The 22,515-nt window shown below is 61.4% G+C and carries 21 protein-coding genes; 8 read left to right on the top strand and 13 right to left on the bottom strand.

Features of this window, described 5'->3' with window-relative positions; translation table 11 throughout:
* Positions 1 to 61: 61 nt before the first annotated feature.
* The 5 genes from AAIE04_RS03560 (at position 62) to sanA (ending at position 5,015) form a co-directional block, all read left to right on the top strand.
* Complete coding sequence (locus AAIE04_RS03560) at positions 62 to 469, top strand: CidA/LrgA family protein (protein ID WP_019454414.1); 408 nt, start codon at positions 62 to 64, stop codon at positions 467 to 469.
* Positions 466 to 1,161: a CidB/LrgB family autolysis modulator gene (locus AAIE04_RS03555; RefSeq protein WP_063919061.1), complete on the top strand. Its 696-nt coding sequence runs from the start codon at positions 466 to 468 to the stop codon at positions 1,159 to 1,161. The genes AAIE04_RS03560 and AAIE04_RS03555 overlap by 4 nt, the downstream gene beginning before the upstream one ends.
* Positions 1,162 to 1,298: 137 nt before the next feature.
* Positions 1,299 to 2,183, top strand: a complete 885-nt coding sequence (gene cdd / locus AAIE04_RS03550; RefSeq protein ID WP_019454416.1) for a cytidine deaminase — start codon at positions 1,299 to 1,301, stop codon at positions 2,181 to 2,183.
* Between the two features lie 221 nt (positions 2,184 to 2,404).
* Positions 2,405 to 4,102: an NAD-dependent malic enzyme gene (locus AAIE04_RS03545; protein ID WP_063919060.1), complete on the top strand. Its 1,698-nt coding sequence runs from the start codon at positions 2,405 to 2,407 to the stop codon at positions 4,100 to 4,102.
* A gap of 169 nt (positions 4,103 to 4,271) precedes the next feature.
* On the top strand, positions 4,272 to 5,015 hold the full coding sequence (gene sanA, locus AAIE04_RS03540) for an outer membrane permeability protein SanA (protein ID WP_004938948.1): 744 nt from the start codon (positions 4,272 to 4,274) through the stop codon (positions 5,013 to 5,015).
* 63 nt (positions 5,016 to 5,078) lie between these two features.
* Here the strand turns inward: sanA and mglC are convergent, their stop codons facing one another.
* The 7 genes from mglC to AAIE04_RS03505 all read right to left on the bottom strand — a co-directional run bounded on the left by mglC (position 5,079) and on the right by AAIE04_RS03505 (position 13,449).
* Positions 5,079 to 6,089, bottom strand: coding sequence for a galactose/methyl galactoside ABC transporter permease MglC (gene mglC / locus AAIE04_RS03535; RefSeq protein ID WP_498576498.1), 1,011 nt, complete (start codon positions 6,087 to 6,089; stop codon positions 5,079 to 5,081).
* Between the two features lie 11 nt (positions 6,090 to 6,100).
* Complete coding sequence (gene mglA / locus AAIE04_RS03530) at positions 6,101 to 7,609, bottom strand: galactose/methyl galactoside ABC transporter ATP-binding protein MglA (RefSeq protein WP_019454418.1); 1,509 nt, start codon at positions 7,607 to 7,609, stop codon at positions 6,101 to 6,103.
* Positions 7,610 to 7,707: 98 nt separating this feature from the next.
* Entirely contained in the window at positions 7,708 to 8,700 is a 993-nt protein-coding gene (gene mglB / locus AAIE04_RS03525) for a galactose/glucose ABC transporter substrate-binding protein MglB (RefSeq protein WP_498576497.1), read from the bottom strand.
* A gap of 264 nt (positions 8,701 to 8,964) precedes the next feature.
* Positions 8,965 to 10,002 (bottom strand): HTH-type transcriptional regulator GalS, encoded by a 1,038-nt coding sequence (galS, locus tag AAIE04_RS03520; protein ID WP_498576496.1) that lies wholly within the window; start codon positions 10,000 to 10,002, stop codon positions 8,965 to 8,967.
* Positions 10,003 to 10,129: 127 nt separating this feature from the next.
* Positions 10,130 to 11,302 carry a DUF418 domain-containing protein YeiB gene (yeiB, locus tag AAIE04_RS03515; RefSeq protein WP_440528907.1) on the bottom strand — a complete coding sequence of 391 codons (1,173 nt, stop codon included), beginning with the start codon at positions 11,300 to 11,302 and terminating at the stop codon, positions 10,130 to 10,132.
* Positions 11,303 to 11,381: 79 nt separating this feature from the next.
* Positions 11,382 to 12,047 carry a GTP cyclohydrolase I FolE gene (gene folE / locus AAIE04_RS03510; RefSeq protein ID WP_004938969.1) on the bottom strand — a complete coding sequence of 222 codons (666 nt, stop codon included), beginning with the start codon at positions 12,045 to 12,047 and terminating at the stop codon, positions 11,382 to 11,384.
* A 244-nt stretch (positions 12,048 to 12,291) separates the two neighbouring features.
* Positions 12,292 to 13,449: a YbfB/YjiJ family MFS transporter gene (locus AAIE04_RS03505; protein ID WP_498576495.1), complete on the bottom strand. Its 1,158-nt coding sequence runs from the start codon at positions 13,447 to 13,449 to the stop codon at positions 12,292 to 12,294.
* Positions 13,450 to 13,555: 106 nt separating this feature from the next.
* Between AAIE04_RS03505 and ptrR the strand changes: the two genes are divergently transcribed.
* The 3 genes from ptrR to fghA are packed head-to-tail and all read left to right on the top strand — an operon-like array spanning position 13,556 to position 16,488.
* Entirely contained in the window at positions 13,556 to 14,476 is a 921-nt protein-coding gene (gene ptrR, locus AAIE04_RS03500; RefSeq protein WP_432525414.1) for a putrescine utilization regulator PtrR, read from the top strand.
* A gap of 30 nt (positions 14,477 to 14,506) precedes the next feature.
* On the top strand, positions 14,507 to 15,631 hold the full coding sequence (locus AAIE04_RS03495) for an S-(hydroxymethyl)glutathione dehydrogenase/class III alcohol dehydrogenase (protein WP_063919057.1): 1,125 nt from the start codon (positions 14,507 to 14,509) through the stop codon (positions 15,629 to 15,631).
* Positions 15,632 to 15,645: 14 nt separating this feature from the next.
* Positions 15,646 to 16,488, top strand: coding sequence for an S-formylglutathione hydrolase (fghA, locus tag AAIE04_RS03490; RefSeq protein ID WP_019454425.1), 843 nt, complete (start codon positions 15,646 to 15,648; stop codon positions 16,486 to 16,488).
* Between the two features lie 35 nt (positions 16,489 to 16,523).
* Here fghA and AAIE04_RS03485 read toward each other — a convergent pair whose 3' ends face one another.
* The 6 genes from AAIE04_RS03485 to AAIE04_RS03460 form a co-directional block, all read right to left on the bottom strand.
* Positions 16,524 to 16,838 carry a CcdB family protein gene (locus tag AAIE04_RS03485; RefSeq protein WP_019454426.1) on the bottom strand — a complete coding sequence of 105 codons (315 nt, stop codon included), beginning with the start codon at positions 16,836 to 16,838 and terminating at the stop codon, positions 16,524 to 16,526.
* Between the two features lie 2 nt (positions 16,839 to 16,840).
* Positions 16,841 to 17,077 (bottom strand): type II toxin-antitoxin system CcdA family antitoxin, encoded by a 237-nt coding sequence (locus AAIE04_RS03480; RefSeq protein WP_029988820.1) that lies wholly within the window; start codon positions 17,075 to 17,077, stop codon positions 16,841 to 16,843.
* 106 nt (positions 17,078 to 17,183) lie between these two features.
* Positions 17,184 to 18,092, bottom strand: a complete 909-nt coding sequence (gene gsiD, locus AAIE04_RS03475; RefSeq protein ID WP_498576494.1) for a glutathione ABC transporter permease GsiD — start codon at positions 18,090 to 18,092, stop codon at positions 17,184 to 17,186.
* 9 nt (positions 18,093 to 18,101) lie between these two features.
* Positions 18,102 to 19,022: a glutathione ABC transporter permease GsiC gene (gsiC, locus tag AAIE04_RS03470; protein WP_498576493.1), complete on the bottom strand. Its 921-nt coding sequence runs from the start codon at positions 19,020 to 19,022 to the stop codon at positions 18,102 to 18,104.
* Between the two features lie 52 nt (positions 19,023 to 19,074).
* A complete protein-coding gene (gene gsiB / locus AAIE04_RS03465; protein WP_019454430.1) occupies positions 19,075 to 20,610 on the bottom strand; it encodes a glutathione ABC transporter substrate-binding protein GsiB in 1,536 nt (511 codons plus the stop codon).
* A 23-nt stretch (positions 20,611 to 20,633) separates the two neighbouring features.
* Positions 20,634 to 22,511: a dipeptide ABC transporter ATP-binding protein gene (locus tag AAIE04_RS03460; protein ID WP_498576492.1), complete on the bottom strand. Its 1,878-nt coding sequence runs from the start codon at positions 22,509 to 22,511 to the stop codon at positions 20,634 to 20,636.
* Positions 22,512 to 22,515 lie beyond the last annotated feature (4 nt).

Raw genomic sequence — 22,515 nt, 5'->3', positions numbered from 1 at the left:
TCTGTGGCATGGCTCACAGTTTAATTGTATGATGAATGCATCAGTTAAACGGGAAAAGACAATGGCCAACGTGCTCACACTGTGCTGGAAATACCTCAGGGCCCTGCTCCTCATCTACCTTTGTCTGTTCGTCGGCAACGCGCTGGCGGCGCTGCTGCCGTTCGCCATTCCCGGCAGCATCCTCGGCATGCTGCTGCTGTTCGCCCTGCTTTCCACCCAGATCCTGCCGGCCAAGTGGGTTAAACCCGGCTGCCATTTACTGATCCGCTATATGGTGCTGCTGTTCGTGCCGATCGGCGTCGGGGTCATGAAATACTACGACCAGATCGTGGCGCACCTGGGCCCGCTGGTTATCTCTTGCCTCATCAGCACGCTAATGGTGCTGGTGGTGGTCGGCTATACCTCACATTATTTCCACCGCGAGCGCCGCATCGTCGGTAAGCCCGACGATACGGAGGGCAACCCATGATCCATGAAATCTGGTGGTCGCTGCCGCTGACGCTGGCGGTCTATTTCGCCGCGCGCTGGCTGGCGCGCAAACTGAACATGCCGCTGCTCAACCCGCTGCTGGTGTCCATGGCGGTGATCATCCCGCTGCTGCTGCTCACCGGTATCCCCTATGAGCGCTATTTTCAGGGCAGCAGGATCCTCAACGATCTGCTGCAGCCGGCGGTCGTCGCGCTGGCCTTCCCGCTGTATGAGCAGCTGCACCAAATTCGCGCGCGCTGGAAGTCGATTATCGCGGTGTGCTTCATCGGCAGCCTGACCGCCATGATCAGCGGCGGCGCCATCGCCCTGTGGCTGGGCGCTACGCCGGAAATCGCCGCTTCTATTCTGCCGAAATCGGTCACTACGCCAATCGCCATGGCCGTCGCGGACTCGCTCGGCGGTATTCCGGCGATCAGCGCGGTCTGCGTCATTTTCGTCGGCATCCTCGGCGCCGTGTTCGGCCATACGCTGTTCAACCTGTTGAAAATCACCACCCACTCGGCGCGCGGCCTGGCGATGGGCACCGCATCTCACGCGCTGGGCACCGCGCGCTGCGCGGAGATGGACTACCAGGAAGGTGCCTTCGGCTCGCTGGCGCTGGTGATCTGCGGCATCATCACCTCACTGCTGGCGCCATTTCTGTTCCCGGTGCTGCTGCACCTGTTCGGTTAAACAGGATTAAACTTGCGATACATCTCGCATTTATGTATTTCATTGCATTGATTTCATCAATTAAGAGATATTGGTCACACTTTAATGTTACCGCGCTGCCTAGAATGTTATCCCGTTAACCTGTAGAGAGACCTTCTATGCATCCGCGTTTTCACACCGCTTTCAGCGCACTGCCCGCGACACTGCAATCCGCCCTGCAGCCCTATCTGGACGCGTCCGACTTTCCGGCGATGTTCACGGCCGAGCAAGCGGCGGCGATCCGCTCAGGCTGCGGACTGGACGATGACGCGCTGGCATTCGCTCTGCTGCCGCTGGCGGCGGCCTGCTCGTTAACCCCGATATCGCATTTCCACGTCGGCGCCATCGCGCGCGGGCAGAGCGGCAATCTCTATTTCGGCGCCAATATGGAGTTCAGCGGCGCGCCACTGCAGCAATCCGTGCATGCGGAACAGAGTGCGGTGACGCACGCCTGGCTGCGCGGCGAAAAAGCGCTGGCCTCGGTCACCGTCAACTACACGCCGTGCGGCCACTGCCGCCAGTTTATGAATGAGCTGAACAGCGGCGGCGAGCTGCAAATCCGCCTGCCGGGCCGCGCGCCGGCCACGCTGGCGGACTATCTGCCGGACGCCTTCGGCCCGAAAGATCTGGATGTCGCCTCACTGCTGATGGACGAGGTCGATCACGGCCATCAGCTGGCGTTGAACGATGCGCTGGCGCAAGCGGCGCTGGCGGCGGCCAACCGAAGCCACGCGCCATACAGCCGCGCCCATAGCGGCGTGGCGCTGGAAACGGCAGACGGCAACATCTACGCCGGCCGCTATGCGGAAAACGCCGCCTTCAACCCGAGCCTGCCGCCGCTGCAGGCCGCGCTGATCCTGCTGAACCTCTCCGGCGGCGACTGCCAGAACATCCGCCGCGCCGTGCTGGCCGAACCGCAGGACGCGATCATCAGCCAATGGGACGCCACCCGCGCCACCCTGGCGGCGCTGGGCTGCCAGAACGTCAGCCGCACCGCGTTCTAAGCGCACCACGGCGGAGCCATCCGGTTCCGCCGCTAACAGCCCCGCCCGCCAAATACAATGCCCCGATGCCGCCGCAGACACTTTATTTAGTTAAAAAATCATTTGATTGTCGATAATTACGCCAACCTGGTTCATCATCTGGCAACAAATGCTGTACATCTGCTCTTTATCTTTTAGGATCGTCGGCAATAAAGTTATCTGATACGTGAAGAGTAAAACTGATGGAACTAGAATACGAAAGCAAACGCCCGCTCTACATCCCTTACGCCGGCCCAATTCTGCTGGAATTTCCGCTGCTGAACAAAGGCAGCGCTTTCACCGAGGAAGAACGTAGCCACTTCAACCTGCACGGCCTGCTGCCGGAAGCGGTGGAGACCATCGAAGAACAGGTGGAACGCGCCTACCGTCAGTATCAGGATTTCAAGAACGATAACGATAAGCACATCTACCTGCGCAACATCCAGGACACCAACGAAACCCTATTCTACCGCCTGCTGGACTCGCACCTGAGCGAGATGATGCCGATCATCTACACCCCGACCGTCGGCGAGGCCTGCGAACACTTCTCCGATATCTACCGCCGCGCGCGCGGGCTGTTCATCTCCTACCCGAACCGCGATCGCATCGATGACATGCTGCAAAACGCCACCAAGCAGAACGTCAAGGTGATCGTGGTCACCGACGGTGAGCGCATTCTCGGCCTGGGCGATCAGGGCATCGGCGGCATGGGGATTCCAATTGGCAAGCTGTCGCTGTACACCGCCTGCGGCGGCATCAGCCCGGCCTACACCCTACCGGTGGTGCTGGACGTCGGCACCAACAACCCGCAGCGCCTCAACGATCCGCTGTACATGGGCTGGCGCCATCCACGCATCTCCGGCGAGGAGTACCACGCCTTCGTCGAAGAGTTTATTCAGGCGGTCAAACGCCGCTGGCCGAACGTCCTGCTGCAGTTCGAAGACTTCGCGCAGAACAACGCCACTCCGCTGTTGAACCGCTACCGCGACGAGATCTGCTGCTTTAACGACGACATCCAGGGCACCGCCGCGGTCACCCTCGGCAGCCTGATCGCCGCCAGCCGCGCCGCCGGCAGCCAGCTGCGCGATCAAACCGTCACCTTCCTCGGCGCCGGTTCCGCCGGCTGCGGCATCGCCGAGCAGATCATCGCGCAGATGAAGTCCGAAGGGTTGAGCGAAGACGAAGCGCGCGCCCGCGTATTCATGGTCGACCGTTTCGGCCTGCTGACCGACAAGCTGCCGAACCTGCTCGATTTCCAGAGCAAGCTGGTGCAGAAGAGCGACAATCTCGCCGGCTGGGAAACCGCCAGCGACGCCATTTCGCTGCTGGACGTCGTGCGCAACGCCAAGCCGACCATTCTGATCGGCGTGTCCGGCCAGCCGGGGCTGTTTACCGAAGAGCTGATCCGCGAGATGCATAAGCACTGCGAACGCCCTATCGTGATGCCGCTGTCCAACCCGACCTCACGCGTGGAAGCCCGTCCGGAAGACATCATCAACTGGACCGACGGTGCCGCCCTGGTGGCAACCGGCAGTCCGTTCGCCCCGGTGAGCTATAAAGACCAGCTGTTCCCGATCGCCCAGTGCAACAACTCCTACATCTTCCCGGGCATCGGCCTCGGCGTGCTGGCCTCCGGCGCCACCCGCGTCACTGATTCCATGCTGATGGCCGCCAGCCGCGCGTTGGCGGACTGTTCGCCGCTGGCTACCGACGGCCACGGCGCGCTGCTGCCGAATATCGACGATATTCAGGGCGTGTCGAAGTGCATCGCCATGGAAGTGGGCAAAGCCGCGCAGCTGCAGGGCGTGGCGATCGTCACCTCCGAAGACGCGCTGTCGAAAGCCATCGAGCACAACTTCTGGCGACCGCAGTACCGCAGCTACAAGCGCACCTCGTTCTGATCGGCGCGCTGAAATGACCCAGCCCGGCTCCGCCGGGCTTTTTTGTGCGGTAAAACCGCCGAAAAATGCGGCGGAGCGCGTGCTTCAGGCGGTTCGCGTCTTGCGTCGCCCGGTCAGGTAAAGTAGCCTTGATCCATCTTTTTCAGCCCGGCGCGCGTAAGGCAACAACATGTGGAAACGCCTGATAATCAGCCTGTTCATCATCATTGCGGTGTTGATGGGCTCGGCTATTGCGCTCGATCGCTGGATCAGCTGGAAAACCGCGCCTTACGTCTACGACGAACTGCAGGAATTGCCGCACCGCCAGGTCGGCGTGGTACTCGGCACCGCCAAGTATTACCGCACCGGGGTGATCAACCAGTATTACCGTTACCGCATTCAGGGGGCGATCAACGCCTATAACAGCGGCAAGGTGAAATACCTGCTGCTGAGCGGTGACAACGCCCAGCAAAGCTATAACGAACCGATGACCATGCGGCGCGATCTGATCGCCGCCGGCGTAGCGCCGAGCGATATCGTGCTGGACTATGCCGGCTTCCGCACCCTGGATTCCATCGTGCGCACCCGCAAGGTGTTCGACACCAACGACTTCATCATCATCACCCAACGCTTCCACTGCGAGCGGGCGCTGTTTATCGCCCTGCACATGGGGATTCAAGCGCAGTGCTACGCGGTGCCGTCGCCGAAAGACATGATGACGGTGCGCGCTCGCGAGATCTTCGCCCGCTTGGGCGCACTGACCGATCTGTACATCCTCAAGCGCGAGCCGCGCTTCCTCGGCCCGCTGATCCCGATCTCCGCCATGCACACCGTGCCGGAAGACGCCCAGGGGTATCCCGCCGTCTCGCCGGAACAGTTGGTGGAGCTGGAGCACAAGCTGAAAGAAGAGAAGCAGAAAGCTAAACAGCCCTGACGCGCAATGCCCAACAAGAAAGGCCGGCAATATGCCGGCCTTGTTGTCTGCGAAGCCAAACAGCTACTTCTTCTTGGCGTATTTCAACGAATCCAGCGCCACGGCGAAGATGATGATGCTGCCCTTGATGATGTACTGCCAGTACGGGTTGATGCCGATATAGGTCAAACCGTAGTTGATGACGGTGAAGATGATCACCCCGGTCACCACGCCCCACACCGTACCCACACCGCCGGCGAACGAGACGCCGCCCACCACGCAGGCGGCGATGGCGTCCAGCTCGTACATAAAACCGAGGTTGTTGGTGGCGCTGCCGATGCGCCCCGCTTCCAGCAGGCCGCCAAAGGCGTAAAACACGCCGGACAGCGCATAGATCATGATCAGGTTCAACGGCACGTTGACGCCGGACACCTTGGCCGCTTCCGGGTTGCCGCCGATGGCGAAGATGTTCTTGCCGAAGCGGGTCTTGGTCCACAGGATCCAGACGAATATGATGGCTATTAGCGCATAGAAGGTAATGTACGACAGTTTGAAGTCACCGAAGCGCAAGAAGCCCTGGGCAAAGGTGGAGAACTTCGGATCGAAGCCGGCGACCGGCGAAGCGCCGACCGAGTCGTAATACAGCGAGTTGATGCCGTAGACGATGATCATGGTGCCCAAGGTGGTGATAAACGGCGTCACGTTGAGATAGGCGATAATCAAGCCGTTGACCAGGCCGATCACCGCGCCGACCGCACACACCAGCAGAATAACCAGGGGAATCGACCAGGTTTCTATGTGCGGAAACACTTTGTTGACGTTATCCATCGATTGCAGCAGCGTCGCAGCCACCACCGCTGCCAGCCCCACCTGGCGCCCGGCGGACAGGTCGGTGCCCTGGGTGACGATCAGCCCCGCCACGCCCAGCGCAATGATGATGCGCACCGAAGACTGCGTCAGGATGTTGCTCAGGTTCATCAGGCTGAGGAAGGTGGGGTCCTGAATGATGATGATGGCCAACAGCACCAGCAACACCACGTAAATGCCGCCTTCCTTGAAATAGGTAAATAAGGTTTTTTTATTTAGCGCGTTCATAATTCCGATCCTTAAAGGTGCAGGGAGGCGAGACGTAAGATTTCATTTTGCGAGGTCTGTTTGGTGTTAACGATGCCCGCAACCTGACCATTGCTCATCACCAAAATGCGGTCGGTGATCCCCAACAGCTCCGGCATTTCGGACGAGACGATAATGATCCCCTTGCCCTTCTTCGCCAGCTCGGTCATCAACTGATAGATCTCGAACTTGGCGCCCACGTCGATGCCGCGCGTCGGTTCATCCAGCATCAGGATCTCCGGCTGCGTCAGCAGCCAACGGCCGATGATCACCTTCTGCTGGTTGCCGCCGGACAGCGAACCGATATGGGTGTGATGCCCCGGCGTTTTCACCCGCATGGCGTCGATCACCCACTGGGTGTCGCTCTTCATTCGCGCGTTATCCAGCAGGCCGAGCTTGTTCTTATAATTGCGGATATTGGAGATCAGCGAGTTGAAGCCCACGTCGAGGTAAGCGTAAATCCCGGTGGAACGCCGTTCTTCGGTCACCAACGCAAAGCCGTGGTTGATCGCTTCGTTGGCGCTGTGGTTGTCGATCGCCTTGCCATGTAGCTTGATAGTACCCGCCACCTTTTCGCGAATGCCGAACAGCGTCTCGACGATATCGGTGCGCTTGGCGCCCACCAGCCCGGCGATGCCGAGGATCTCGCCCTGATGCAGATCGAAGGAAACGTCGCGGATCGAGGGCTGGCGCAGCGAAGTCAGATTCTTCACCTCGAGGATCACTTCACCCGGCGTGTTCTGCCTGTCGGGGAAACGTTGGCTCAGCGAGCGGCCGACCATCATGGCGATGATCTTGTCCATATCCAGCCCTTCCAGCGGCTGGGTGGCGATCCACTGGCCATCGCGCAGCACCGTTATCTCGTCGCACAGCTGGAAGATCTCCTCCATCTTGTGCGAGATATAGACAATGCCGCAGCCGCGCTCTTTCAGCTTGCGGATAATGGTGAACAGGTGATTGACCTCTTTCTCCGTCAACGAGGAGGTCGGTTCATCCATGATGACGATCTTGGCGTCGTAGGAGAACGCCTTGGCGATCTCGATCATCTGCATCTGCGACACCGACAGATTACCCACCTTCTCGCGCGGGTTGATGTCGATATCCAGCTCGTCGAAGATCGCCTGGGTGTCTTTGAGCATTTTATCCTGATCGACAAACAGGCCTTTGATCGGGTAGCGCCCCAGCCACATGTTGTCCATCACGGTGCGTTGCAGTACCAGGTTCAGCTCCTGGTGCACCATGGAAACGCCGTGTTCCAGCGCCTCCTTCGAGCTCTTGAAATCGATTTCCCGGCCCTGAAACACGATGCTGCCGCTGTCTTTCTTGTAAATGCCGAACAGGCATTTCAGCAACGTCGATTTCCCCGCCCCGTTCTCCCCCATCAGGGCGTGAATCGAGTGCGGACGGACGCGTAAATTGACATTATCCAAGGCTTTGACACCGGGAAACGACTTACAGATATCCGTCATTTCCAGCAAAAATTCGCGTGAACTATCGGCCATAAATACACCTGGCTTAACGATTTGCAGTCGTAAACATCCCCGCCGGCGGTATCCCTGGTGTTGGCGCCGCAGGCGGGGTCTTAGCGGGATCTCAGCGTTTATTTAACAAACTGAGACAGGTTGTCTTTATCTACGCCGACGTAAGGAATACGCACGACTTTATTTTCGATTTTATATTGGGTGCCTTCGGTGGCCGGTTTGCCCACCGCCAGGTTCTTCGCCAGCTCGAAAGTGGCTTTCGCCTGGTTGTCGGCATCGTTCAACACCGTGCCCGCCATCGCGCCGGATTTCACCAACGCCAACGCTTCAGGCAGCGCATCGACGCCAAACACCGGAATGCTGGTCTTGTTATGCGCTTTCAGCGCTTCCACCGCGCCCATCGCCATGGCGTCGTTGTTGGCGATCACCACTTCAATCTTGTTGGCGTTCGGGCCGGAGAGCCAGGCATCCATCTTGTCTTTCGCCTGTGCGGTGTCCCACATCGCGGTATCCATCTGCAGCTGTTGGGTCTTGATGCCCTTCTCGTTCAGCGTTTTCACCACGTAGGTGGTGCGCGCCTCGGCATCCGGGTGGCCCGGCTCGCCCTTCAGCAACACGTACTGGATCTGGCCGTCTTTGTTCAGATCCCAGGCCGGGTTGGCTTTCCAGTGCTTGGCGATCAGCTCGCCCTGGATCACGCCGGATTCTTTGGAGTCGGTGCCGACGTAATACGCCTTGTCGTAGCTGTCCAGCGCCTTGCGGGAAGGTTCTTTGTTGTAGAACACCACCGGGATATCGTTTGCGCGCGCCTTATCGATAACCACCGGCGCCGCGGCCGGGTCGACCAGGTTGATCGCCAGCGCTTTCACGCCCTTGGCCAACAGCACGTCAATCTGGTCGTTCTGTTTGGACTGGTCGTTCTGCGAGTCATTCATCAGCAGGGTGACGTCCGGCGAGGCCTTGGCGTCTTTTTCGATCGCTTTGCGCACCACCGACATGAAGTTGTCGTCGTATTTGTAAATCGTGACGCCAATACGGGTATCAGCATGGGCTGCGGCGCCAAACATCATGGCTGCGGCCAGGCCGGCCAGGGTGAAAACCTTCTTATTCATTGTCAGTCTCCGGTTCTGTGTAGGGTATTACTCGTCTTTGAGCCAATGGTCACCGGCAGTGCGCACACCCCAGGCCAGGCGATTTCCACTCAACACCTGTCGTCCGTGGATCTTGTTATTTCCGAGAAATGCTGCGTCAGCGCGAGATAAAGGTTACAGCGGCAAGGGCCTTTGCGCCGGAAAACGCCTAGAGCATAGACGGCGTGATGTTAATAATCTGTGAATTTTCTCACAGATTGAAAACGGTTACACAAGACAAAATCGTCAGAGAGTGACCGTCGCCTCACTTTGCCAGGGAGCGACGGAATGGCGGCGCACCAGCGTCGGCATGAACAGATGCTCGGCCTGCGGCTCCGTCAGGCCAGCTGCGCCCTGTAATGCCAGCTCGGTCGCCAACGTGGCCATCGAAACGATCGGGTAACGCACCGTGGTGAGTTTGGGGCTGGTGTAGCGCGCGATGGGAATGTCGTCGAAGCCGATCAGCGAGAAATGCTGCGGCACAGTGATACCGTTTTCTTTCAGTACCGCCATGGCACCGGCGGCCATGGCGTCGTTGTAGGCGAACACCGCGCTTAGCTGTAAGTTGCGCCCCAGCAGCTCCACCATCGCCGCCTCGCCGCCCTGCAGATCCGGCGAACCATAGGCGCGCCAGCTGTCGGGCGTCGCCAGCCCGGCGGCGGCCATCGCCTGTGCGTAACCCTGCTGACGCAGCGGCCCGTCCTCGATCGGGTGGTTGGAACCCAGATAGCCGATGCGCCGATGGCCCTGCGACAGCAACAGGCGTAGCGCCATCTCGGCGCCGCAGACGTTATCCAGCCCAACGCAGCGCGGCTCATAGCCGGGGATAATCCGATTGATCAGCACCATGCCCGGCACCTGCTCCAGAAAGCCGATCAGTTCGGCGTCGCTCAGGGCTTTGGCGTGAACAATCAGGGCGTTACAGCGCTGACGGATCAGCACTTCGATCGCATGGCGCTCTTTGTCCGCCTGATGATAGCTGTTGCCGATCAGCAGATATTTGTGGTGTTTCTGCGCCACCGTGTCTACCGCTTTCACCAGCGCACCGAAGAACGGATCGGACACGTCCATCACCACCACGCCCAAGGTATCGCTGCTTTGGGTCGCCAACGCCTGTGCATTGGCGTTGGGGCGGTAGCCCAACTCCGCCACCGCCTGCAGCACCAGCTCGCGCGTCTCTTTGCTGGTCAACGCGCTATGATTGAGTACCCGGGAGACGGTCGCGACAGAGACCCCGGCGCGTTTCGCCACGTCGCGAATGGTGATCGGATGAACTGGAGGCATGCAGGATCCTGAAATCGGGGTAGTGGCCGGTGGCGCTATCCTACCCCGATTGGCCCGCTGTTCTGCGTGAATTACGTCACAGGAAAGAAAACGTTTACATACATTTTTTTAACCTGCCGGTGGGCGCTCATTTCGGCGCTTTGGTTTCCGCTTCGCCGGCGGCCATCTGCGTCAGCTTGCGCCACAGCCACTCCATCGGTCCCTGGGTGAAATAACGCAGCCACAGTGCGGAAAACGCCAGATTGATCAACCAGACCAGCGGTACAAACGCCAACAGCTGCAGCCGGTCGAACTGCTCATAGAGACCGAAGCGATAAAACAGCGTGGTGCAGATCAGCGTTTGCAACAGGTAGTTGCTCAGCGCCATGCGCCCCACCTGGCTCAGCCAGTGAGCGATGCGCAGGCGCGACAACGCGGGCCAGAAGCCATAGCACAATGCCAGATAGCCCATCGCCTGCAGCGGCGCGCCCAGCTCGCGCGGCACCTGCAGCAGGAAACCGCTCCAGCGATAGTCCCAATGCACCTGCCATTGCAGCGCCACCGCCGGCAGTTGGATCAGCACCGAGAGCGGCAGCAGCCACGCCGCCTGCCGCAGATAATAGCCGGAGGAGTAGCTGCCGCGCAGCCAGCCGCTGCGCATCAGCCCGGCGCCGAACAGCATCAGCCCCGCCAGCTCCCAGCCATACTGCGCGCCGATGGCCAACAGGCTGGAAGAGAGCAGATCGGCGCGGCTGCGCCAGGCTTCGAAACCGCCCTGCAGCTTCCAGAACTTCTCGTACTGTAACTCCGCCACGCCAGGCAGCCAGAAGCCGCCCGGTTCGCCGTGCGAAACAAACCCGAGCAGTAGCAGTACCGCCACGCCGATCAGATACAGCACCACGCCGGTTTTCAGCAGTTGAAAGGTTTCTTTGGCATCGCGGATCAGGCGCCAGCACACCAGGCCGATCAGCCCGTAGGCCAGCAGAATGTCACCGTCCCACAACAAGATCGCGTGCGCGAGGCCAAACAGCACCAGCCACGACAGCCGCGCGCGGATCCAGCTTTTGCCTCGTCGCAACAGCATTTGCAGCCCGGCGCCGAACAGCAGCGCGAACATCGCCAGGAATTTGGCCTGGGCGAAGAGATCGAGCAGCGCCCAGGTCCAGGCGTCGCGTGATGACGGCATACCCAGATAAGCCGGGTTGAGGTAGGCGGCCTTCGGCAAACCGAAGGCGCTGATGTTCAGCAATAAAATGCCGAGGATGGCGATGCCGCGCACGCAGTCCAGCGTGGCGATACGCGGCAGAGGATGACTGTTCATTTTTTATCGCTGTCTTCCGCTCATGAAAAAGGCGCCCGCAGGCGCCTGTTGTCGTCTTGCGGGTCGCCCCGCAACGCCATCACCCCTGGTGATGACGCACCGCGCGCAGGAACTCCTGGCGGGTGTTCTGGCTGGACTTGAACAGCCCCCCCAACGAGGTGGTGGTGGTGGCGCTGGTCGCGTCGCGGATGCCGCGCGCCTTGACACAATAATGGACCGCATCGATCGATACCGCCACGTTATTGGTGCCGAGCAGAGTTTGCAGCGCCACCAGGATCTGCTGGGTCAGGCGCTCTTGCACCTGCGGACGCTGGGAGAAGAACTGCACGATGCGGTTGATCTTCGACAGACCGATCACCGAGTCTTTCGGGATATAGGCCACGGTGGCCTTGCCGTCGATGGTCACGAAGTGGTGTTCACAGGTGCTGGTCAGCGTGATGTCGCGCACCGTCACCATCTCATCCACCTTCATCTTGTTTTCGATGACGGTGATTTTCGGGAAGTTGGCGTAGTCCAGGCCGGAGAAGATCTCGTCGACATACATTTTGGCGATGCGATGCGGCGTTTCCGCCAGGCTATCGTCGGACAGATCGAGATTCAGCAGCTGCATGATTTCGGTCATGTGCTCTTTGATGCGGCGTTTGCGCGTTTCGCGATCCAGCACTTCCCCGCGCAGCGGTGTCTCCAGACCACGCTCTTCCAGCGCCGCATGCACCAGCGCGGCTTCTTTACTTAATGATGTCATGTACTTGTTCTCCTGCGGACGGAACCCGCCGGCGGCCAGGCATGGCGTGCGGCCGACGGATTGCTTGCTCTCGTGACGGCAGAGTTTTCGTGATGGATAACGTGAACCCGGTCAAGATTTTGCCCCCACTGTAGATGAGAGCGCGGCGATTATCCAGTGATTGTGCGTCATCCGCAGGTGAAATATTCGCATTTAGCACAATCAGGCCGGCTGCGGGATTCCACGTTTTTTGTATGGATTTTAATCACCGCGGCGCCGCTTTTTGCGCCAATCGCCGCGCTGGCGTATTGACCACCAATACGCCGGCCGCCAACAGCGCCGCCACCGCCACGTACAACGCCGGCTCCAGCCGATGGGTCAAAGCGGTCGACAGCGCCGACAGCATCGGCCCTACCAGCTGGCCGATCGCATAGCCGGTAGTCAGCAACCCGGCCATGTAGCGCGCATGGCGCGGCGCCAGCTCCCGGCCGTGCTGAAGAGCGAGCTGCACCACGCAGAGAAAACCGCCGCCGGTCAACAACGCCCCGAGCGCCAGACCGGCCACGCCCGGCACCACTTCGGCGCTCAGCACGCCCAGTGCCTGCACCCACAGCGTGATCGCCAATCGGGTCCGAGTGGTCAGGCGGTGGCGGGTCAGAATACCGATGACGATCCCCAGCACCGCCGCGCCGCCGAATACCGGCCAGACGAACTGCGCGAACAGGCTGCCGGGAAAACGCGCCGCCGCCATCTGCGACAAGAACGTCGCCGGCAGGATGTAGCCGAAGCCGGCCAGGCTGTAACTCCACACCAAACGTTTGAGCGCCGGCGTCAACAGCAGCGGCTCCAGGGCTGCGTTCGGGCGGTGCAACTCGCCGGCCCGCGGCAGATAGGCGCTAATCGCTCCTATCAATACCAGCGCCAGCACGCCATACGCCAGCCAGGCCTGCGCCGCCGTCAGCCCCAGCGTGTTGATGCCCACCGCCAGCATGCCGCTGAGGAAGATACCGGCGCCCGGCCCGGCGAACACCGCCGCGCTCAGCGCCGGCCTACCGTAGTGCGCCAACCGCTCGTTGGTCCAGGCCGCCACCAGTACCATCGCCCAGCCGCTGGCCCAACCGATGACGAAGCGCAGCGCGCCGTGCGTCCACGCATCCTGCGCCAGCGCCGACAGCAGCGTCAGCGCCACCGCGCCCCACACGCCGAGCCACAGGCGCCGTTCGACGTGGCGCGTGGCGCGCATCGCATCATAGGCGCCGCACAGGTAGCCCAAATAGTTGATCGCCGCCACCAGCCCGGCACCGGTCAGGCTGAACTGGTGTTCAGCGATCATCAGCGGCACCTGAGGGGTGAAAGCGAAGCGGCCGATGCCCATCGCGACGATCAGCGCGACAAAACCACCCAAGGCAATGCGTAAAGCCATATCGGTATCCAAAAAGGTTAAAAGAAGGTTGCCAGTATCATGCCGCAGTATTAAACTCACAAAAACTGAATAATAGTTATCAAGTTCATCACGAAAAGAGAATGAAATGGATCTGACCCAGCTTCGCATGTTCTGCTGCGTGGCGGAAACCGGCTCGGTCGCCCGCGCCGCCGAGCAGCTGCACCGCGTGCCGTCGAATCTGACCACCCGGCTGCGCCAGCTCGAGCAGGAGCTCGGCGCCGATCTGTTTATCCGTGAAAAGCAGCGTCTGCGCCTGTCGCCGATGGGCCATAACTTTCTGTGTTACGCCAACCGGATTCTGGCGCTGAGCGACGAGGCGATGAGCATCACCCACGCCGGCGAACCGGCGGGCAACTTCGCCCTCGGTTCGATGGAAAGCACCGCCGCCACCCGCCTGCCCTCGCTGTTGGCGGCTTACCACCAGCGCTTCTCGCAGGTTTCACTGTCGCTGACCACCGGCACCTCCGGCGAAATCGCCGATCGGGTGCGCGCCGGCACGTTGGCGGCCGCCCTGGTCGACGGCCCGGTGCCTTATGACGAGTTGAACGGCTGTATCGCCTATCCTGAACATATGGTGGTGATCTCCTGTCTCGATCATGCGCCGATCCACAGCGCCAAAGACGCCAATGGCGAAACGCTGTTCGCCTTTCGCGCCAGCTGCTCCTACCGCCTGCGGCTGGAAGCCTGGTTCAAAAACGAAGGGGCGCGGCCGGGGCAGGTCATGGAGATCCAGTCCTATCACGCGATGCTGGCCTGCGTCGCCAGCGGCGCCGGGTTGGCGATGATCCCGCACTCGGTGCTCAGCCTGCTGCCGGGCCATGAGCGGGTGCGGGTTCACGCCCTCCCGCCGGAAGTGGCCGACACCGCCACCTGGCTGCTGTGGCGCCGCGACGCGTTCGGGCCGAACGTGCGCGCGCTGAAAGAATTGATTATTGAACAGACGGAAACCGCCGCTGTTGATGAAAGCACCCCCAACGATTTATCAGACGTTAGCGATATCGCCTGATTTAAAAAGAAAACTACTGAGGAGACTATGATGGAGATGATCAAAACCCGCGCCGCCGTTGCCTGGGGCCCGAACCAGCCGCTGAAGATTGAGGAAGTCGATCTGATGCCACCGCAAAAAGGCGAAGTGTTGGTGCGGATCGTCGCTACCGGCGTCTGCCATACCGACGCCTACACCCTGTCCGGCAAAGATCCGGAGGGCGTGTTCCCGGCGATCCTCGGCCATGAGGGCGGCGGCGTGGTGGAAGCGGTCGGTGAAGGCGTCACCAGCGTGGCGGTCGGCGACCACGTGATCCCGCTCTACACCCCGGAATGCGGCGAGTGCAAATTCTGTAAATCCGGCAAGACCAACCTGTGCCAGGCGATCCGCGCCACTCAGGGTAAAGGGCTGATGCCGGACGGCACCACCCGCTTCTTCAAGGACGGCAAGCCGATCTTCCACTACATGGGCACGTCCACCTTCTCTGAGTACACCGTGGTGCCGGAAATCTCACTGGCGAAAATCAACAAGGAAGCGCCGCTGGAAGAAGTGTGCCTGCTGGGCTGCGGCGTGACCACCGGCATGGGCGCGGTGATCAACACCGCCAAGGTGCAGCCGGGCGATACCGTGGCGATCTTCGGCCTGGGCGGTATCGGCCTGTCGGCGATCATCGGCGCGCAGATGGCCGGCGCAGGCCGCATCATCGGCATCGATCTCAACACCAGCAAATTCGATCTGGCGCGCAAACTGGGCGCCACCGACCTGATCAACCCGAAAGATTACGACAAGCCGATTCAGGACGTGATCGTCGAACTGACCGATGGCGGGGTCGATTTCTCCTTCGAGTGCATCGGCAACGTTAACGTGATGCGCTCCGCGCTGGAATGCTGCCACAAGGGCTGGGGCGAGTCGGTGATCATCGGCGTCGCAGGCGCCGGTGAAGAGATCGCCACCCGTCCGTTCCAGCTGGTGACCGGCCGCGTCTGGCGCGGTTCGGCGTTCGGCGGCGTCAAGGGCCGTTCGCAGCTGCCGGGCATCGTCGAGCGTTATCTGAACGGCGAGTTCGCGCTGAACGACTTTATCACCCACACCATGGGGCTGGAGCAGATCAACGAAGCGTTCGATTTGATGCACGAAGGCAAATCGATCCGCACCGTTATCCACTTCGACCAATAAGCCAGGAGGCAGAGATGACGTTGTCATTGGAACTTCTCGAAGAGCACCGCATGTTCGGCGGCTGGCAACAGCGTTATCGCCACGCGGCGCAGAGCCTGAATTGCAACATGACATTCAGCATCTACCTGCCGCCGCCGCGCGATGATAACCCGCCGCCGGTACTGTACTGGCTGTCGGGGCTGACCTGCAACGACGAGAACTTCACGTTGAAAGCCGGCGCGCAACGCATCGCCGCCGAGCTGGGTCTGGTGCTGGTGATGCCGGACACCAGCCCGCGCGGCGACGAGGTGCCGAACGACGAAGGCTACGATCTGGGCCAGGGCGCCGGGTTCTACCTGAACGCCACCCAGGCGCCGTGGGATCGTCACTTCCGCATGTACGATTACGTCAGCGCCGAACTGCCGGCGCTGATCGCACAGCACTTCAGCGTCAGCGATCGTCAATCTATCTTCGGTCACTCGATGGGGGGCCACGGCGCGCTGATGATGGCGTTTCGCAATCCGCAGCGCTTCCGCTCGGTGTCGGCGTTCGCGCCGATCGTCAACCCGTGCCAGGTGCCGTGGGGCCGCAAGGCGTTCACCGCCTATCTGGGCAGCGACGAAAGCCAATGGCTGCAGTACGACAGCTGCCATCTGCTGGCCAGCGGCGCGGAGAAAATGCCGGTGCTTATCGACCAGGGCGACGACGACCAGTTCCTGGCCGATCAGCTGCAGCCGGCGCGGTTGGCCGAACTGGCGCGTCAGCGCGACTGGCCGCTGACGCTGCGCATTCAGCCGGGGTACGATCACAGCTACTTCACCATCGCCACCTTCGTGGAAGATCACCTGCGCTTCCACGCCGAGCACCTGTTCCGCTGATAAAAAATCCGGGCGGTTAAACCGCCCGGATTTCTTCAAATACCGTCAAGAAGAAAGTCGATGGCGGCTTTTATCCTGGTCCGATACTGGGAAACATCACAAAACTCGGCCCCCAAAGCCCGAACCGGGATGCTGGCCATTTCATATGTCATCACGGCGTACTCGTTGTCATCAATCAATCGGATCAACGGGATCAAGCGCTCCGGTCGTGTACTCCCCGGGTATTTTTCAACGGGCAACAAAGGGATCACAACCCGACGATTTAATTGCCCAATGATATCGCTCGTCACATCAAGCAGCAGGGGATAAACCGCGCTGTTCCCCCTATTCGCATACACCGTAAATTGCATCGCTAAAACGTCCTGTATTCGTCGCTAAAGCAACCATGCTCATCATTAAATCGGTTAAGCGCTTCAAGCGCCTCTCGGTTTTCTTCCTGCCATTTTATCCTCTCATGCTGACGCAACTCAGCATCTAAAGCAGCAGTTAGCGTCGCACTGAGATTAATCCCCGCCTCACGCGCACGGCTCAACAAACTGCGTTCCAGCGTCATGGTCACACTTTGCGTCGTTCGTTGTTTTACTGGCATCGGCACCTCTCTCACTCATTTTCGTGCAAACAACACGGTTTATCGAACGATAGTAGCATTGAGACGACATTTGAGCCCGTTCAAATATGCGCCATACGTTAAAGCATCACCCCTTCAGCTTCGGATCGAGCGCGTCGCGCAATCCGTCGCCCAACAGGTTGAACGCCAGCACGGTGATGAATATCGCCAGGCTGGGGAAGATCGCCACGTGCGGCGCGATCACCATATCGGCGCGTGCCTCGTTGAGCATCGCCCCCCACTCCGGCGTCGGCGGCTGGGCGCCCAGGCCCAAAAAAGACAGGCTGGCGGCGGTGATGATCGAGGTGCCGATGCGCAGGGTGAAATAGACTACGATCGACGACAACGTGCCCGGCAGAATGTGCCGCAGAATGATGGTCCAGTCCGAAGCGCCGATGCTGCGCGCCGACTCGATATAGGTCAGGTGCTTCAGCACCAGCGTGTTGCCGCGCACCAGGCGAGCAAAGGCCGGAATGCTGAAGATCGCCACCGCGACAATCACGTTGGCCATGCCGCTGCCCATGATCGCCACCACGCCGATCGCCAGCAGAATGCCGGGAAACGCGAACAGCACGTCGCACACGCGCATGGTGAGGCGATCCCACCAGCCCTCATAGTAGCCGGCCAGCAGCCCCAGCAAGGTGCCGATCGCCCCGCCCGCCAGCACTGAGAACACCCCGGCCGCCAGCGAAATGCGCGTGCCCATGAGGATGCGGCTGAAGATATCGCGCCCGAGGGAATCGACACCCAGCCAGTGCATCAGCGAAGGCCCTTCGTTCAGCCGGTCGTAATCGAAATAGTTTTCCGCATCGAACGGCGCCAGATAAGGCGCCAGCAGCGCCGCCGCGATCAGCAGCAACACCAACAGACCGGCGACCAGCGCCGCCCGCTGGCGGCGAAAACGCCGCCAAAACTCGCCCCACGGCGTGCGCACCGCGTTGGGCTCGATAAGCGGCATCACCTTCAGTGCGGCGTTGCGCCGCCAATGCTTAATCATGCCGCATCCTCATTGGTAACGAATCGCCGGGTTGATCGCCGCGTACAGCATATCCACCAGCAGGTTGATCAGGATGAACTCCAGCGAGAACAGCAACACCTCGGCCTGGATCACCGGGTAATCGCGCATTTCCACCGAGTCCACCAGCAACCGCCCCAGCCCCGGCCAGTTGAACACCTTCTCCACCACGATCGAACCGCCGAGCAGGAAGCCGAACTGTAGCCCCATCATGGTCACCACCGGGATCATCGCGTTACGCAGGCCGTGTTTCATCACCACCACGCTTTCCCGCACGCCCTTGGCGCGCGCGGTGCGCATGTAGTCCTCCTGCAGCACCTCGACGAACGAAGCGCGGGTGAAGCGCGCCATCACCGCCGCCACCGCCGCCCCCAGGGTTATCGAAGGCAGAATGTAGTGCCGCCAGCTGTCGGCACCCACCGTCGGCAGCCACCCCAGCTCGACCGAGAACACCTGCATCAACAGCATGCCGAGCGCAAAGGCCGGGAACGAGACCCCCGACACCGCCAGCGTCATGCCGAGACGATCCGGCCAACGGTTGCGCCACACTGCAGACACCACGCCGATCGCCAGACCGAACGCCACCGCCCACAGCATGCTGGCCACGGTCAGCCAGAAGGTCGGCATAAAGCGCGAAGCGATCTCTTCGCTCACCGGCCGTTTGGACACCATCGAGATGCCGAAGTCGCCCCGCAGCGCGTTGACGAAGAAGTGCGCGAACTGCTGCGGCAGCGGCTTATCCAGCCCCAGATCCTTGCGCACCAGCTGCACCACCGCCTCGTCGGCCTCCGGCCCCGCCGCCAGCCGCGCCGGATCGCCCGGCAACAGATGGACGAACAGAAACACCAGCACCGCCACGATCAGCAGCGTCGGGATCAGGCCCAGCAGTCGTTTCAGAAAATAATTGAGCATCTCATTCCTTCCCCCGCCCGCAGCCGCGTGGCCACGGGCGGGGATGGGCGCCTTATTTCAGATCGGCGTTATCAAAGTTGAACGAGGTATCCGGCATCACGTAGAAGCCGCTCAGCTGTTTACTGTTGGCCGACAACAGACGTTCGGTCGCCAGGAAGATCCAAGGCGCGTCGGCCCAGATGCGATCCTGCGCGTCCTGGTACAGTTTCTGTTTCTCGGCGCGATCGGTGGTCGCCAGCGCGTCGGTCAGATCCTTGTCCACCTGCGGGTTGCTGTAGAACGCGGTGTTGAACTGCTTCGGCGGTGCCGCCTGAGTGGAGAACAGCGGCGACAGCGCCCAGTCGGCCTCCCCGGTCGAAGCCGACCAGCCGGTATAGAACATCCGCACGCCGGTGTCTTTCACCCCGACGCTTTCCACCTGCGCCGCGCGCTGCCCGGCGTCCATCGCCGTCACCGTCACTTTCACCCCCACCTGCGCCAGCTGCTGCTGAGTGAACTGCAGCACCTTCTGCGCGGTGCTGTGGTTGTGGGACGACCACAGCGTGGTGGTGAAACCGTTCGGATAGCCGGCCTCTTTGAGCAGCTCACGCGCCTTGGCCGGATCGTACGGCCACGGCTTATAGCGGGCGGCGAAGTCGATCGCCGGCGGCACCGGCCCTTCCGCCGGCACCGCGTAGCCGGCGAACGCTACCTTGATCAGCGCGTCCTTGTTGATGGCGTAGTTCAGCGCCTGACGCACCTTCGGGTTATCGAACGGCTTTTGGGTGACGTTCATGCTGATGTAACGTTGCAGGATCGACGGCGCGGCCACCACGTCCAGCTTGGCGTTGCCTTCCAGCACCTTGGCCTGCTCGTAAGGGATCGGGAAGGCGAAGGTCGCCTCGCCGGTCTGCAACATCGCCGCGCGGGTGTTGTTATCCACCACCGGGCGCCAGGTGATGCTGTCGAGCTTCGGCAGCCCCGGCTGCCAGTAGCCATCGAACTTCTTCACCTTGACGAAATCGGTCTGGTTCCAGGTCTCGAACTGGTACGGCCCGGTGCCGACCGGGTGGAAACCGATCTCCTTGCCGTATTGCTTCAGCGCCGCCGGCGAGATGATCGCCGCCGCCGGGTGCGCCAGATTGTTGACGAACGCCGAGAACGGCGCCTTCAGCACGATTTTCACCGTATTGGCGTCCACCGCCTCGGTTTTGTCGATCATCTTGAACAGGTTGTAGCGCTTGAGGTGGCTGTCCGGGTTGCTGGCGCGGTCGAGGTTAACCTTCACCGCCTCGGCGTTGAACGCGGTGCCGTCGTGGAATTTAATGCCCTGGCGCAGTTTAACGGTGTAGGTCAGGCCGTCTTTGCTGACCTCATAGCTGTCCGCCAGCACGTTCACCAGCTTCATGTCCTTGTCGAAGCCGAACAGCCCCTGATAGAAAGACTTGGCTACCGCCTGCGACAGCGTGTCGTTGGCGTCGTAAGGATCGAGGGTGGTGAAGTTGGACGCCACGGCGATCACCGCGTCCTTGGCCGCCCAGACCGGGCCGGTTCCCGCCGCCAGCAGTACGGCGGCCAACAGCGCATTGCGTTTGAATGTGTGCTTCATGTCGCTTGTCTCTCCTGAGGTCTTTAAAAAGCACCGGCGATCGGGTGGCGGGCGACAAAGTGCCCGGCGCCAACCTGCACCAGCGGTGCGGTAACGGGTTCATCACCCAGCGCGCGTACCGGGCTGGGGATCTCATCGACCGGCAACGGCTGCCGTTTGTGGGCGTGAGCGGGATCGGCCACCGGCACCGCCGCCATCAGCTTGCGGGTGTAGGGATGCTGCGGGTTGTCAAACACCGCCTGCCGCGGGCCGATCTCGACAATTTGCCCGAGGTACATCACCGCCACCCGGTGGCTGATGCGCTCCACCACCGCCATGTCGTGTGAAATGAACAGAAAAGCGATGCCGAACTCGCGCTGCAGATCGAGCAACAGATTGACGATTTGCGCCTGAATCGACACGTCCAGCGCCGAGACCGCCTCGTCGGCGATCACCATTTTCGGGTTCAGCGCCAACGCGCGTGCGATGCAAATGCGCTGGCGTTGGCCACCGGAAAACTCGTGCGGGTAGCGGCGCGCATGCTCCGGCAGCAGGCCGACGCGTTCCAGCAGCCAGGCCACGCGCCGCTCCGCTTCCCGGCCGCGCATCACGTTGTGCACCAGCAGCGGCTCCATGATGGAGAAACCGACCGTCAGGCGCGGATCGAGCGAGGCGTAGGGATCCTGAAAGATGAACTGAATATCGCGCCGCAGGTGCTGCAGCGCCGGCCCCTTCAACTGATCGATTCGCCGCCCGGCGAAGGTGATGGTGCCGCTCTGGCTGTCCACCAGCTTCAGCAAAGAGCGCCCGGTGGTGGACTTGCCGCAGCCGGACTCGCCCACCAGTCCCAGCGTCTCGCCGGGGTAAAGATCGAAACTGACGTTTTCCACCGCGTGTACCCGGCGAGTAACCCGATTGAACAGCCCACCGCGCAGATCAAAACGCGTGACCAGATGCTCCACCTGCAGGATCGGCGCGGCGCTCGGCGGCACGGTATCCTGCGGCACTTCATCGCCCTCGTCACCCGGCAGCGGAAACTTCGCCGGCAGCGGGCAATCGGCCATCGCCCCCAGCTTCGGCACCGCCGCCAACAGCGCCCGCGTGTAGTCCTGCTGCGGCGCGGCGAACAGCTCACGCACCCGATTCTGTTCCACCTGTTCGCCACGGCGCATCACCAGCACCCGGTCGGCGATCTCGGCCACCACGCCCATATCGTGAGTAATGAAGATCACCCCCATCTGCATCTCCCGTTGCAGCACGCGGATCAGCTGCAGGATCTGCGCCTGAATGGTGACGTCGAGGGCGGTGGTGGGTTCATCGGCGATCAGCAGCGCCGGCTTGCAGGAGAGCGCCATGGCGATCATCACCCGCTGGCGCATGCCGCCGGAAAGCTGGTGCGGGTAGCGCCCCAGCACCTCTTTGGCCTCCGGAATACGCACCAGATCGAGCATACGCAGCGCCTCCTGGCGCGCGCTGCGGTGATCCATCCCCTGATGCAGGCGCAGCGATTCAGCGATCTGCTCGCCGACCGGAAACACCGGGTTGAGCGAGGTCATCGGCTCCTGGAAGATCATCGCCATGTCAGCGCCGCGCACCCTGCGCAGCGTGCTCTGCGAGGCGCGCGCCAGATCGAGCAGCGCGCCGTCACGGCGGCGCAGCGTCATGGCGCCGCTGACGATGCGCCCGCCGCCCTGCTCCACCAACCGCATCAGCCCCAGCGAAGTGACCGATTTGCCGGAGCCGGACTCACCGACGATCGCCAGCGTCTCGCCGCGATCGAGATCGAATGACAGGCTGCGCACCGCTTCCACGGCGCCTTCCGATTGAGGAAAACTGATGCTCAGATCGCGCACCGACAGCACACGCTGCGGCGGCAATGACAGCCCGCCGCCGCCGGCGGGCTGGAATGAAACGTCGGTCATGCAC

This window comes from Serratia sp. Ae19-1 (genome assembly GCF_059801225.1).
This window is presented reverse-complemented; position numbering and strand designations above follow the sequence as displayed.